This is a genomic window from Agromyces sp. H17E-10 (genome assembly GCF_022919715.1).
GTDB lineage: Bacteria > Actinomycetota > Actinomycetes > Actinomycetales > Microbacteriaceae > Agromyces.
Genome location: NZ_CP095042.1, coordinates 1,711,703 through 1,724,969, shown reverse-complemented (window position 1 = coordinate 1,724,969; position 13,267 = coordinate 1,711,703). Strand labels below are relative to the sequence as shown.

General features: G+C 72.4%; 10 protein-coding genes. 4 read left to right on the top strand and 6 right to left on the bottom strand.

Translation table 11 applies throughout. The features are described 5' to 3' along the window. Positions 1–56: 56 nt before the first annotated feature. Positions 57–800 carry a polyprenol monophosphomannose synthase gene (locus tag MUN74_RS07680; protein WP_244855886.1) on the top strand — a complete coding sequence of 248 codons (744 nt, stop codon included), beginning with the start codon at positions 57–59 and terminating at the stop codon, positions 798–800. Between the two features lie 4 nt (positions 801–804). Here the strand turns inward: MUN74_RS07680 and MUN74_RS07675 are convergent, their stop codons facing one another. The 5 genes from MUN74_RS07675 to MUN74_RS07655 form a co-directional block, all read right to left on the bottom strand. Then, positions 805–2,034 (bottom strand): ROK family transcriptional regulator, encoded by a 1,230-nt coding sequence (locus MUN74_RS07675; RefSeq protein WP_244855885.1) that lies wholly within the window; start codon positions 2,032–2,034, stop codon positions 805–807. Between the two features lie 77 nt (positions 2,035–2,111). Next, positions 2,112–3,710 (bottom strand): carboxylesterase/lipase family protein, encoded by a 1,599-nt coding sequence (locus MUN74_RS07670; RefSeq protein WP_244855884.1) that lies wholly within the window; start codon positions 3,708–3,710, stop codon positions 2,112–2,114. Positions 3,711–3,720: 10 nt separating this feature from the next. Beyond that, entirely contained in the window at positions 3,721–5,037 is a 1,317-nt protein-coding gene (locus tag MUN74_RS07665) for an MFS transporter (RefSeq protein WP_244855883.1), read from the bottom strand. A 223-nt stretch (positions 5,038–5,260) separates the two neighbouring features. Beyond that, a complete protein-coding gene (locus tag MUN74_RS07660; protein WP_244855881.1) occupies positions 5,261–6,475 on the bottom strand; it encodes an ROK family transcriptional regulator in 1,215 nt (404 codons plus the stop codon). Then, positions 6,472–7,080 (bottom strand): TetR/AcrR family transcriptional regulator, encoded by a 609-nt coding sequence (locus MUN74_RS07655; RefSeq protein WP_244855879.1) that lies wholly within the window; start codon positions 7,078–7,080, stop codon positions 6,472–6,474. The genes MUN74_RS07660 and MUN74_RS07655 overlap by 4 nt, the downstream gene beginning before the upstream one ends. A 117-nt stretch (positions 7,081–7,197) precedes the next feature. On the opposite strand from MUN74_RS07655, the gene MUN74_RS07650 reads away from it, so the two are divergent. The 3 genes from MUN74_RS07650 to MUN74_RS07640 are packed head-to-tail and all read left to right on the top strand — an operon-like array spanning position 7,198 to position 11,044. Then, positions 7,198–8,514, top strand: coding sequence for an MFS transporter (locus MUN74_RS07650; RefSeq protein ID WP_244855877.1), 1,317 nt, complete (start codon positions 7,198–7,200; stop codon positions 8,512–8,514). Then, positions 8,514–8,711 carry a hypothetical protein gene (locus MUN74_RS07645; RefSeq protein ID WP_244855876.1) on the top strand — a complete coding sequence of 66 codons (198 nt, stop codon included), beginning with the start codon at positions 8,514–8,516 and terminating at the stop codon, positions 8,709–8,711. Before MUN74_RS07650 ends, MUN74_RS07645 begins: the two co-directional genes overlap by 1 nt. Continuing rightward, positions 8,708–11,044 (top strand): glycoside hydrolase family 3 C-terminal domain-containing protein, encoded by a 2,337-nt coding sequence (locus tag MUN74_RS07640; RefSeq protein WP_244855875.1) that lies wholly within the window; start codon positions 8,708–8,710, stop codon positions 11,042–11,044. Before MUN74_RS07645 ends, MUN74_RS07640 begins: the two co-directional genes overlap by 4 nt. A gap of 338 nt (positions 11,045–11,382) precedes the next feature. On the opposite strand, the gene MUN74_RS07630 is transcribed toward MUN74_RS07640, so the two are convergent. Next, positions 11,383–13,233: a SulP family inorganic anion transporter gene (locus MUN74_RS07630; RefSeq protein ID WP_370647361.1), complete on the bottom strand. Its 1,851-nt coding sequence runs from the start codon at positions 13,231–13,233 to the stop codon at positions 11,383–11,385. Positions 13,234–13,267: the final 34 nt, after the last annotated feature.

The following is a 13,267-nucleotide window of genomic DNA, read 5'->3' as shown; positions in this document are numbered from 1 at the left end:
ATCGCCGGTTGAGGCGGAGCGCAGCGACATCTCGAAACCCGGTTACGATTCTCAGGATGTCCCGACCGCTCGTGGTGATCCCCACGTACAACGAACGTGAGAACCTCGCCCCGATCGTGGCGCGGGTGCGCACGGCGGTTCCGGATGCCTCGGTGCTGGTGGTCGACGACGCCTCGCCCGACGGCACCGGGGTGCTCGCCGACGATCTCGCCGCCGCCGACCCCGCGGTGCAGGTGCTGCACCGCACCGGCAAGGAGGGGCTCGGCGCCGCGTATCTCGCGGCGTTCGACTGGGCGCTCGAGCACGGGTACGACCCCGTCGTGCAGCTCGACGCCGACGGGTCGCACCAGCCCGAGCAGCTGCCGTCGATGCTCGCCGCGCTCGCCGGAACCGACCCCGCAGGTGAGCCCGTCGACCTGGTCATCGGCTCGCGATGGATCGCGGGCGGGGCGATCGAGAACTGGCCCCGCCGCCGGCAGCTGCTCTCGCGCGGCGGCAGCGCGTACGCGCGCTGGGTGCTGCGGTTGCCCACCCGCGACGCGACCGCCGGCTACCGGGCGTTCCGCGCCGACGCACTGCGCCGCATCCGCCTCGAAGACGTGCACACGCGCGGCTACGGGTTCCAGGTCGACATGCTGTGGCACGCGCGCGAGGCCGGACTCACGGTCGTCGAGGTGCCCGTGACGTTCGTCGAGCGCGAGCGCGGGCGGTCGAAGATGAGCGCAGGCATCGTCGTCGAGGCGATGCTGCGGGTGACCGGCTGGGGCATCCAGAGCCGGTTCCGCAAGCCCGCGCGCTGACGCGTCAGCCGGCGAGCAGCAGCGGCTCGGCGACGAGGCGTTCGCGCGCCTGGCTGCGGGCGCCGATGAGCGCGGCCTCGCCGCCCGCACGACTCGCGGCGAGCGTCGGGATCGCTTCGAGCGCCCCGCCGCCGAGCGTCGGCCGGTTCGCCCGGAACGCCGCCTCGATGTCGCCGAGGAGGAGGCCCCAGTGGCCGCCGACCACGACGACCGTCGGGTCGAGCGCCGGCACGACGAGCTGCAGCGCCCGGCCGATCCAGTGGGCCGCGTCGAGCCACGACCAGCGGGCGCGGTCGTCGGCCGACTGCACCCGTGCGACGAGCTCGGTGAGGGCGGCGAGCTGGCCCTGCTCTGCCGCGAGGTCGGCGAGGCCGGCCCGCTCGACGATGCGCTCGGGGGCGGCGACTGTGACGAGGCATCCCTGCTGCCCGCACTCGCAGCGCACCCCGTCGGGCACGACGGGCAGGTGCGCGAAGCTCGCGGCCAGCCCGTGGCCGCCGGTCAGCGCCCGTCCGCCCGTGATCGCCGCGGCTGCGAGGGCGTCGTCGCCGACGATGTAGAGCACGTCGTCGATGCCGGGCAGCGCGGCGTGCTCGGCAGCCACCGCGGCTGCGGCGGCCGGCCGCAACGAGACGGGCAGCGCGAGCGCGGCCTCGGCCTCGGCGAACGCGGGAGCGTATCCGCGCAACACCCCGAGCACGTCGAGGGGCTCCGCGCCCAGGCGCGGGTCGGCGATCACGATCTGCGGTCGCCCGACGACGGCGCCGCCCGTCAGCACGGTGATCTCGGCGATGGGATGCTTCGCGCGCTGCGCGCGCCCGATCGAGCGCGAGAGCACCGTCGAGAGCAGCTCGAGCGGGTCGGCCTCGATCGTGAGCGGCTCGGTGAACCGGGCGATCTCGGTGCCGTCGAGGGCGGCGACCGTCGCGATCGCCTCGTCGGTGCCGAGCATCGCCGTGACGAGGGTGTGGTCGGCCGCGGCCAGGGCGAGCGGAGCTGCGCGGCCGTCGGCGGCGTCGCCCGTCTCGCCGGGACGCAGCACGCCCGAGTCGAGGAGGCGCGAGGTGAGACCTGCGATCGTGCCGCGGCCGAGCCCGGTCGCCGAGGCGAGCTCCGATCGGGTCGCGGGCCCGTGCACGGCGAGATGGTCGAGCAGCCTGGCCGACTGCGCGCGGTGCACCTCGTCGAGCGGGCCGGTCGTGGTGGGAACGGGGGATTCGCCGGCCGCGGTCATGTCGCAAGCATGCTCGGGTCGCGCCCGACGGTCACGTACCCCGTTCGGGGGTCATCTCGTACCCGGAGGCGCGTGGGTCAGAGCAGCGGGCGCACGCTCGCGTAGCCGTCGTCGGCCACGGTCGACGGGGTGTCGTAGACGCGGGTGGCGCGCGAGGCATCCGTGAACGCCGGCCAGTCGTCGCCGGGGGCACCGGTGGCGACGAACGCGACCGCCGCGGCGTGCAGTTCATCGGCGAGCGCCTGCGGCGGGTTCGGGCCGGCGAGGGGCGCCATCGCCGGGCCGTCGAGGCAGTCGAAGAAGAACGGTACGTCGAGGCAGTGCTCGGCGAAGCCGAACGTGCCCGACGGCCACGAGAAGCGATACAGCCACGTGGATGCCGCGGCCGAAGCCGTGCCGGTGGCCCGAGTGCCCGCCGCGCCGCGTGCGGCGACCGCCCGCAGCATCGGCACCTTGAACATGCGGTCGGTGACGAGCCGGCCGAGCAGACGTGCGTTGCCGAGCTTCGACACCTCGCGGTTGGCGGCGAGGTAGTCGCGGGCGACCGGCTTCGAGAGGCCGGCCTTCTTCACGAGCGCCGACTTCGGCACGAAGCGCAGGACCTTCGGGGCATCCATGAGGGCCATGGCGAACTCGTCGTCGGTCGCGCCGAGCACGAGGGGCTTGTCGGCGCCGACCCCGGCCGCGAACGAGTCGACCGTCGAGCGCGTCATGAGGTCGCCGTCGATCGTCGGGCCGAGTTGCAGGCCGAGCTCGAGCAGCTCGTTCATGGCGTCGGGGCCCTCGAGCGAGGTCGCGGCCTGCTGCGCCTTGATGAGGCGCTCCTCGTCGACCGAGCGGAACCCGGCGAGCGTCGGCTCGACGCCGAGGTCGGCGGCGATCCTGCGGCCGAGCGACTCGGCCCGGTCGGGGGTGACGTCGGCAGTCGCGCCCGAGATCGCGTAGACGCCGTGGAAGAGGTGCTGCGCCGCCTCCATGCCGAGGAGGGTCAGCACGGCCCCGCCGCCCGCCGACTGACCGGCGATGGTGACACGCGACGGGTCGCCGCCGAACGCGGCGATGTTCTGCTGCACCCACTCGAGGGCGAGCAGCCAGTCGCGGATGCCGCGGTTCGACGGAGCCCCGTCGATCCAGCCGAAGCCGTCGAAGCCGAGCCGGTACGAGATCGTCACGGTCACGACGCCGTCGCGGTTGAAGTTGCGGCCGTCGTACCAGGGGCTCGCGGGCGAGCCGGCGAAGTAGCCGCCGCCGTGGATCCAGACGAGCACGGGAAGCCCGGTCTCGTCGTCGGCGGGGCGGGTGGGCGAGGGCGTGAAGACGTTCACGTTGAGCGTCGAGTCGCCGGGGATCGACGGCTCGGGGATGAGCGTCACGCCGGGGTCGCCGCGCTGGGCGGTCGGGGCGAACTCGAGGGCGTCGCGCACCCCCTCCCACGGGGCCTTCGGCACGGGCGCCGCGAAGCGCAGCTCGCCGACGGGTGCCTCGGCGAACGGGATGCCGAGGAACGCGGCCGACGCCGGGGCGCCGGCGCCGTCCGTGGCGTCGCCCGCGTGGCGGAGGGTGGGCCGCCACTGGCCGCGCACGCGGCCGGCCAGGGTGTCGACCTCGACGAACGGGGCGGCCGCGGTCGCGGCATCCGCAATCGGCTGGGCCTCGGGGGAGGGGGTGTGCGACATGGGGATGCTCCTAACGGACGCTCTTGATGGGCGCGGTCGCGACGGCTCCTGCGACCGTGAGCACGATGCCGAAGACGAACAGCATCGCATAGCCGCCGAGCGCGGTGATGATGATGCCCGCGATCGCCGCGCTGAGCGCCTGCGGGATGTTGGTGGCGATGTTGAGGATGCCGAGGTCGCGCGCCGCGTCCTTGCCGCCGTCGGGGAGGACCTCGGTCATGAGTGCCGCGTCGACCGACATGTAGAGCCCGAAGCCGATGCCGTTGACGACGTTCATGATGATCATGCCGGTCATGTCTGGCATGACGATCGGGGCGATGAAGCCTGCCGCCATGACGACCGACGACACATAGATGAAGACCTTGCGCCGGCCGATCCGGTCGCTCCACCAGCCCGACAGTGCGATCGCGGCGAGCGTCGGCACGAGCGAGATGAGCGTGAGCATCACCGTCGCGCTGCTCGCCTCGACCATCGACATGCCGATGTAGTCGGTGAGCATGTAGAACGACATGGCGACGACGACGAAGTAGCCGAGCATGAGCGCGAAGCGCGCGGTGAACGCCCAGGCGAAGTCGGGGTAGCGGCGGGGGCTGCGCCAGAAGCCGGCGAGGAACGCCTTCCAGCTCCACGGGGCGACGGTCGCCTCCTTCGACGACCAGTCGCGGTCGACGACGACGAAGACGAGCGTGACCACGATGATCGCGATGCCGAACGAGGCGTAGCCGAGGCCGAGGTTCATGGTCTCGGCGAAGACGCCCGCCGCCATGATGCCGAGCGTCATGCCGACCTGCGTGCCGATGCCGAACATGGCGCTCGCACCGCCGCGCTTGTCGCGGGCGAAGCGGTCGGGCGTGATCGCCGAGAGCGGGCCCTGCACGGCGTTCAAGGCGACCTGGATGACGACCCAGAACACGCCGACCCAGAAGACCGAGTCGAGGAAGCCCATGCCGAGCAGCAGGATGCCGCCGATGAGCGCGCCGCTCACCATCCAGGGGGCGCGACGGCCGAGGCGCGAACGCGTGCGGTCGCTGATCGCACCGACGATGGGCTGGGCGAAGAGCGTGAACACGAACGACACGGTCGAGACGATCGCGAGGTTCTGCACCTTGTTCGCGTCGTCGATCATGGCGATCTGCATCGGCAGCAGGATCGCGCCGATGCCGCCGTAGATGCCGAACAGCACGAGTCCCGTGGTGAGCAGGCCCGGCAGAGTGCGCCAGGTGGGCGGGGGACTCGCGGCCGGGTCGCCCGGCAGCGGCTCGGTGGCGCTGATCACGCCGGTCGGTGCGAGCTCGGTCGCGGCGTCGCTCGGGGGCTGGATGGACAAGGCGGGCTCCTCTTCGTCGAGGCTGGGAGGGGAAGTCAGGGGACTCAATACCGAGTGGTGTTCGGGATAAGTGTGACGCGGGGGCGATGAAAGTTCAAGTCGTGAATTATGTGGAGATGCTCGTGAATGTGTGCGCGTGCGCGTGCGCGTGAATGCGTTGATGCAGTCGCGTGGGCGGCCGGCGGTCGGGCTGCGCCCGAGTGCTGCGTGGGCTGGTGCTCGGCTAGTGCGATCGCGAGAGCGCCGCCGGGTCGGCGAGCAGCCGCACGACCGCTGCGTGCTCGGCGCCGACGAGCGCGGCATCGCGCCCGAGCCGGCTGCCGAGCAGGGGAGGCGGTGTCACCGTGACCTCCCCGACCACCGGCTGGATGCGCGCCAGCACCTCGGCGAGGTCGTCGGCCAGCGCCGCGAGGTAGCCGCCGACCACGATGAGCGCGGGGTCGACCGTGAGCGTGACGATCTGCAGTGCCCGGGCGAGTTCGGCTGCGGCATCCCGCCAGACCGACGTCGCGACGTCGTCGCCCGAGCGCACACGCCGCACGAACTCGTCGAGCGCGGCCGGGAGGCCCTCCGCGCGGGCGATCTCGTCGAGGCCGGAGCGGGCGAGCACCGCGTCGGGCCCGGCGACGGTCACGAGGCAGCCGTGCTGCCCGCACTCGCAGCGCACTCCGCCCTGCACGATCGGCAGGTGGCCGAGCGCGCCGGCGAGGTGGTGGCTGCCGTCGAGCGGCGTGCCGTCGACGACGATCGCGCCGCCGATGCCCGAGTCGCTCTTGAGGTAGAGCAGCCCGGAGGGCCGGCCGGCGCTCGCGTGCTCCGCGAGTGCCGCGACGAGCGTGTCGGCCATGAGGTGCACGCGGCCGGCCTCGACGAGGTCGGCGAAGCGGGGCGCGCGCTCGGCGAGCAGGCCGAGCACGTCGACGGCGCCCCAGCCGAGATCGGTGTCGGCGAGCACGATCGGCGGTTCGCCCGCGACCGGTGCCCAGACGATGACGGATGCCTCGGCGACGCGCCGACCGGCGATCGAGTCGAGCACCTCGTCGAAGACGGCGGCGGCCACGTCGAGCACCCGCCCCGGGTCGCCCATCGGTCGTCCGTGCCGGCGTTCGACCCGCGAGAGTCGTGCGCCGCCGAGCGCGGTCGCGACGGCCGTCGCCCGGTCGGCGTCGATGAGCACGGTGACGATCGCGAGGTGGTCGGCCGAGAGCTCGAGGAGGGTGCGCGGTCGGCCCTTGCCCTCGGCGGCGACCTGCTCGGTCTCGCGCACGAGCCCGTCGGCCTGCAGCCGGCGCACGAGCGCGGTGACCGAGCCGCGCGCGAGCCCCGTCGCGTCGGCGAGGTCGCTGCGCGAGGCGGTGCCGAGCTCGGCGAGCCGCGAGACGACGAGCGCGAGGTTGTGGCGGCGAACGTCGGCGCTCGCGAGCGAGCTCGCGCTCACGGCGCGGCCGGGCGGGCGAAGAGGCCGATCAGGTACTCGATGTGGGCGGCCATGTCGATCGACGGGTCCATGAGCCACTGGGTCTGGAGGCCGTCGGAGACGGCGAGCAGGATGCTCGCGAGGCGCTCGGCGTCGAGGTCGGCGGGGATCTCCCCGCGCTGCTGGCCCGCGCGGATGTCGTCGGCGGCGAGCTCGCGGAACATGCGGAAGCGCTCTTCGAAGAAGGCGTGCGCGGCGTGGTCGGGTGCCGTCGCCTCGTTCGACAGGCGGGCGTAGAGCTGCACGAGCCCCGGCACCTCGGCGTTGTGGCGTACGACGCCGACGAAGCCGTCGAGCAGCGACACCTCGTCGGCGTCGGGGTCGTCGGCGTGGTCGGCCTCGAGCACTTCGCGGTCGACCTCGTCGCGCTTGCGGAGCACTTCGGCGAAGAGCTCCTCCTTCGAGGAGAAGTAGTGCAGCAGGCCCGCCTGGCTGAGCCCGACGGCGTCGGCGAGCTCGCGCACGGAGGCACGGCCGTAGCCGTTGCGGGCGATCACCTCGAGCGCGGCGGTGAGGATCTCCTCACGCTTGGCGATGCCCTTCGCGTACGAACCTCGACGTGCCATACCTGCATCGTAATCGCCGGGAATCATTGCCGAACGGCGCTTGAGTTTCAAAACCAAGCAACGTATGGTTTTCGCACCCGGTCTCATCGGCGAGGCCGCCCCCAGAAGGAATCCCCCATGACAACGGCGTCCACCCCAGAACCCGTCACCGACCAGCGCCCCGACGAACCCGACGAAGCACTCGCCTTCTTCGAAGACGCCGCGGGCAACGAAGACCCGCCCGCCCCGATCACGGGTGTCAGGCGCCTCCTCGGTTGGATCATCCCGGCGAACCTCGGCATCTTCATGATCTGGGGAGCGGTGCCGGGCATCCTGCTGCCCGCGCAGATCACGTCCCAGTTCGGCGAGGCCGACAAGGTCACCAACCTCCTGATCGTGACGACCATCGGATCCTTCTTCTCGATGCTCGCCCAGCCCATCGCGGGCCAGATCTCCGACCGCACGCGCTCGCGCTTCGGCCGCCGGGCGCCGTGGATCTTCCTCGGCTCGCTCGCGGGCGGCCTCGCGCTCGTCGGCCTCGCCTTCGCGGACTCGCTCGTCGGCGTCGTGGTCGCCTGGACCCTCGTGCAGATCACCTACAACTTCGCGCAGGGCCCCCTGAGCGCGGTCATGCCCGACCGGGTGCCGCTCAACCGACGCGGCACGTTCGCTGCGCTCTCGGGCATCGGCCTCATGGTCGGCGCGCTCGGCGGCCAGATCGTCGGTTCGATGTTCCTCGGCTCGATCGCCGCCGGGTACGTGACGTTCGCGGTCTTCTCGCTCGTCATCCTCACGCTCTTCATCGTGTTCAACCCCGACCACCCCTCGAAGGACCTCTCGCCCGAGCCGTTCAAGCTCGCCGACTTCCTGCGCACCTTCTGGGTCAACCCGGTCGAGCATCCCGACTTCTTCTGGGCCTTCACCGGCCGCCTGCTGCTCTACACCGGCTACTTCGCGGTGACCGGCTACCAGTTCTTCCTGCTCACCGACTACTTCGGCATCGAGAACCCGGGCGAGGTCATCCCGGTGCTCGGCCTCATCAGCCTCGCCGGCATCCTCGTCGCGACGGTCGCCTCGGGCCCGCTCTCCGACCGGTTCGGGCGTCGCAAGCCGTTCGTCTTCGCGTCCTCGCTCGTCACCGGACTCGCGCTCGTCGTGCCGTGGGTCTGGCCCGACCTGACGGCGTGGATGATCATGACCTTCATCGCGGGCCTCGGCTTCGGCATGTTCCAGGCCGTCGACACCGCCCTCATGAGCGAGGTGCTGCCCTCGGCGAAGTCGTTCGCGAAGGACCTCGGCGTCGTGAACATCGCCGCGACCCTGCCGCAGACCCTGGCCCCCGCGGTCGCCGGTGGCATCGTGCTGACGCTCGGCTACGCCGGGCTGTTCCCGGTGGGCATCGTGCTCTCGGTGCTCGGCGCGTTCGCCGTCTGGCCCATCAAGGCGGTGAAGTGATGACGGCGGATGCCGCGGGCCCGACGAGCACGACGCCGGCGCCGCGCGCGGCCGACGCCAGCGAGGTAGCCGTCATCGGGGGAGCGAGCGCGACCCTCATCATCTGGTGGCTCTTCGCGAGGCTGCTCGCGAAGGACTCCGGCAAGCCCCTCTTCCGGCGGAGGACCGAATCACCGGCGAACGAAGGAGCATCATGACCGACACCCTCGAACCGACCACCGACCAGGCCGGCTTCGCCCGACGCGACGCCGCCGAGATCGTCGCCGAACTCACCCTTGAGGAGAAGGCGTCGCTCACCAGCGGCGCGAGCTTCTGGACGACCAAGGCCGTCGAGCGCGCGGGCGTGCCGTCGATCGTGCTGACCGACGGCCCCCACGGCGTACGCCTCCAGCGCGGCAGCGCCGACCACCTCGGCATCGGCGACAGCGTGCCGGCGACCTGCTTCCCGCCCGCGGTGGCGCTCGGCTCGACGTTCGACCCCGAGCTGCTCGAGCGGGTCGGGCGCGCGCTCGGCGAGGAGGCCCGCGCCGAGGGCGTCGGAGTCCTGCTCGGCCCGGGCATCAACATCAAGCGCTCGCCGCTCTGCGGCCGCAATTTCGAGTACCTCTCGGAGGATCCGATCGTCTCGGGCGCGCTCGGTGCGGCCCTCGTGCGCGGCCTGCAGTCGCAGGGCGTCGGCGCGTCGCTCAAGCACTTCGCGGCGAACAACCAGGAGCACGACCGCATGCGCGCCTCGAGCGACGTCGACCCGCGACCGCTGCGCGAGATCTACCTGCGCGGGTTCCAGCGCGTCGTCGAGGATGCGCAGCCGTGGACGGTCATGTGCTCGTACAACCGCATCAACGGCGTGTACGCGAGCGAGGACCCCTGGCTGCTCACGAGCGTGCTGCGCGACGAGTGGGGCTTCGACGGGGTCGTCGTCAGCGACTGGGGTGCCGTGAACGACCGGGTCGCGGGCCTGCCCGCTGGGCTCGACCTCGAGATGCCCGCCTCCGACGGACGCACCGACGCGCAGCTCGTCGCGGCAGTGCGCGACGGCCGCCTCGACGAGGCCGCACTCGACGTCGCCGTGCGTCGTGCGGTCGAGCTCGCGCAGCGGGCGACCGCCGGAGCCGACGCCGACGCGACGTACGACGTCGACGCGCACCATCTGCTCGCCCGCGAGGCCGCCGCCCGCGGCGCCGTGCTGCTGCGCAACGAGGGCGGCCTGCTGCCGCTCGCCCCTGCGACCGGCTCAGGGAACGGGCAGAACGTCGCCGTCATCGGCGAGTTCGCGCGCACCCCGCGCTATCAGGGTGCGGGTTCGTCGCTCATCAACCCGACCCGGCTCGACACCGCGCTCGCCGCGATCGAGGAGCAGGCGGGCGCGGGCGTCGTCTTCGCCCCGGGCTTCGCGATCGATGCGAACGACGCCGACGCCGAGGCATCCGCCCTCGTCGACGAGGCGGTGGCCGCCGCGGCCGCCGCCGACGTCGCCGTGCTGTTCCTCGGACTGCCGGCGGCGCACGAGTCGGAGGGCTTCGACCGCGAGCACCTGCGACTTCCCGGCAACCAGCTCGCGCTCGTCGACGCCGTGCTCGAGGCGAACCCGAACACGGTCGTCGTGCTCGCCAACGGCGGCGTCGTCGAACTGCCGTTCGCCGACCGCGTGCCCGCGATCCTCGAGGGCTGGCTCGGCGGCCAGGCCGGAGGCAGCGGCATCGCCGACGTGCTCTACGGCGTCGTCAACCCGTCGGGCCGCCTCGCCGAGACGATCCCGCTGCGCCTCGAGGACACCCCCGCGTTCCTCGACTTCCCGGGCGAGTTCGGCCACGTGCGCTACGGCGAGGGCCTCTTCGTCGGCTACCGCTGGTACGACGCGCGCGACGCCGCCGTGCGCTACCCGTTCGGGCACGGCCTCTCGTACACGACCTTCGCGTACTCGGGCCTGTCGATCGAGCGGGATGCCTCGGGGTTGACCGTGCGCGTGACCGTCGAGAACACCGGCTCGCGCGACGGGCGCGAGGTCGTGCAGGTCTACACGGGCCTCGCAGCGTCGACCGTGCAGCGCGCGCCGCGCGAGCTCAAGGGGTTCGCCTCGGTCGAGCTCGCCGCGGGCGAGTCGCGCGAGGTCTCGATCGCGGTGCGCCGCGAGGACCTCGCGTACTGGGACACCCGGGTCGACCGCTGGGTCGTCGAGGGCGGCGAGCTCACCGTCGAGGTCGGGGCGTCGAGCCGCGACATCCGCCTCACCGGCACCGCCGCGATCGACGGCGACGCCGTGCGCCTGCCGCTCACGATGGAGTCCTCCATCGGCGACGTCATGGCCGACCCGATCGCCGGCCCGGCCGCCGCTGCGGCCCTCGCGGGGCTCGCCGCCGGCATGGGCGACACCGACGTCTTCACCGACGAGGGCATGGCGAAGATGATGGGCTCGTTCCCCATCGGGCGGCTCGTCGGGTTCCCCGGCATCCCCGTCTCGTACGAGCAGATCGAGCAGCTCATCGCCGCCGCCAACGCGGGTGCCGGACCGGCCGACCGAACGGCGTAGGTGCACGCACGGATCCGGTCGGATCCGTGCAGCGCAGGTGAATGCGGGGCGGCCCGGGTGCGAGGCATCCGGCCGCCCCGTAGCGTTCGCAGCATGGACGTCGCCGTCGTCGCCGGCGCGATCTCGACCGGCATCTTCGCCATGAGCTACCTGCCCATGCTGGTGAAGGCGGCGCGCACGAGGGACCTGTCGTCGTACAGCGTCGGCAACCTCGTGATCACGAACATCGGCAACGCGCTCTACACGGTGTACGTCGTGAGCATGCCGTTCGGGCCGATCTGGTTCCTGCACGGCTTCTACCTCGCGAGCTCGGCGCTCATGCTGGCGTGGTTCGTGCGCTACCGATCGCGGTCGGATGCCCCGGGGCCGGCGTCGTCGAAGGGCGAGGCCGGGTCGGATGCAGAGCCCGGGGTGGGGGGCCCGGCGAACGCGCGCGCCGCGGCGATCCCCGCGTCGAGCGAGTCGCCGATGCGCGGCGTCGCGGCGAAGACCCGGTCGCGTCCGATCACGACCGTCGCACGCGTCGCATCGAGCTGGGTCATGACGCGGTCGCCGAGACCGACGAGGATGAGCGCGCCGCCCGCGCGCCGCAGGCGCTCGGAGTAGTCGGTGACGACGCGGATGAAGGTCGACCCGAGTTCGTCGGTGCCGCGCATCCGGAGCACGACCACCGCGCGCTCGCACCGCTCGGGGATCGCGGGCAGCTGCTCGGCGAAGATCGGGGCCGCCGCGAAGAACAGGCTGCCGTACGGCACGAGCACCACGATCTCGCCCGGCGTGAGCGTCGCCGGCGGATCGGTCTCGACGGGGTGCGGGCTCGCGTCGTCGTAGACCCAGCGGCGGATCACGACCCGGTTCGACTGCCGGGCGACGTGCAGCACCACCGCGAGCCCGACGCCCACGAGCACGGCGTACTGCAGCGGGACGATGAGGGTGAGCACGAAGGTCACCGCGAGCACGCTCGCCTGGATCGGGCCCGTGCGCCACACCATCACGAGGTCGCGCGGCTTGAACGTGCGCACGCCGATGAGGATGAGCAGGCCCGCGAGCGCCGGCATCGCGACCTGCGTGATGAGGCCGCCGAGCAACAGGATTCCGATGATCATGACGATCGCGGCGCTCAGGTTGCCGAGCGCACTGCGGGCGCCCGCCGCCCGCACGATCGCGGTCGCCGACATCGAGCCGCCGACCGGCATGCCCTGGAAGAGGCCGCTCGCGAGGTTCGCGACGCCCTGGCCGCGGAAGTCTGCCGACGCATCGGGGTACTCGCCGTCGGGATTGGCGATCGAGCCCGAGATCGCGGCGCCCTGCACGAGCCCGACGAGGGCGAGCGACAGGGCCGGCACGAGGAGCTCGAGGGTGAGGGACGGATCGGGCAGCGCGGGCATCGGCAGTGCGTTCGGCACGTCGGTGAGGTCGCCGACGAGCGCGACCTCGCCGAACCAGGGCACGAGCGGCAGCAGCGAGGCGAGGGCGACGGCCGCCACGAGCGAGAGCGGCCCGAGGAAGGTGCGCTCGAGCAGCAGGATGAGGCCGATCGTCACGGCGCCGATCACGAGGCTCGGCCAGTGGATCGAGGTGACGTGGAGAAGCGTGTCGATCGTGCGGAGGATGCGGTTCGCGCCCTCGCCCTGGTAGCCCGTGAGGTTCGCGAGCTGGCCGAGCACGATGTTGATCGCGACCGCGTTGATGAACCCGACGAGTACCGCCGTCGGGATGAACCGCACAAGGGACCCGAGCCGGGCGAGCCCGAGCCCGAGCATGACGAGGCCCGTGAGCATCGCGAGCGTCGCGATGATCGTGCCCTGGCGCTCGCCGGCGGCGTCGATGCCGGGCACGTCGGCGATCATGACGGACATGGCGCCGGTCGCCTGCACCGACATGTACACGGAACCGGTCGCGAGGGCACCGCCGAGTGTTCCGAACAGGTAGCCGTAGAGCCCGAAGACGGGGTTCACCCCGGCGAGCACGCCCGACGCGAGGCCGTCGGGGATGCTCTCGATGCCGAGCACGAGGCCCGCCCGCGCGTCGGAGAGCATCGTGCGGCGGGTGCCGAAGCGGGCGAGGTACCGGCGCATCGGGCTGCGCTTCGGTGCAGGCGCGGCCTCGGCGGGCGCGGCACTCGCGCCGGACTTGCGCGGGCTCCCGTCTGGTTCGTGCGAGTTCGCCTCGCCCGTCGCATCCGTCATGCTCGACCTCCCCCCGCTCATCGTAGGCGGCGGG

Excerpts from the sequence above, each read along its gene's own strand:
- MUN74_RS07680 (WP_244855886.1), top strand. The coding sequence starts at position 57 with ATGTCCCGACCGCTCGTGGTGATCCCCACGTACAACGAACGTGAGAAC.
- MUN74_RS07675 (WP_244855885.1), bottom strand. The coding sequence starts at position 2,034 with ATGACCGCGGCCGGCGAATCCCCCGTTCCCACCACGACCGGCCCGCTC.
- MUN74_RS07670 (WP_244855884.1), bottom strand. The coding sequence starts at position 3,710 with ATGTCGCACACCCCCTCCCCCGAGGCCCAGCCGATTGCGGATGCCGCG.
- MUN74_RS07655 (WP_244855879.1), bottom strand. The coding sequence starts at position 7,080 with ATGGCACGTCGAGGTTCGTACGCGAAGGGCATCGCCAAGCGTGAGGAG.
- MUN74_RS07650 (WP_244855877.1), top strand. The coding sequence starts at position 7,198 with ATGACAACGGCGTCCACCCCAGAACCCGTCACCGACCAGCGCCCCGAC.
- MUN74_RS07645 (WP_244855876.1), top strand. The coding sequence starts at position 8,514 with ATGACGGCGGATGCCGCGGGCCCGACGAGCACGACGCCGGCGCCGCGC.
- MUN74_RS07640 (WP_244855875.1), top strand. The coding sequence starts at position 8,708 with ATGACCGACACCCTCGAACCGACCACCGACCAGGCCGGCTTCGCCCGA.
- MUN74_RS07630 (WP_370647361.1), bottom strand. The coding sequence starts at position 13,233 with ATGACGGATGCGACGGGCGAGGCGAACTCGCACGAACCAGACGGGAGC.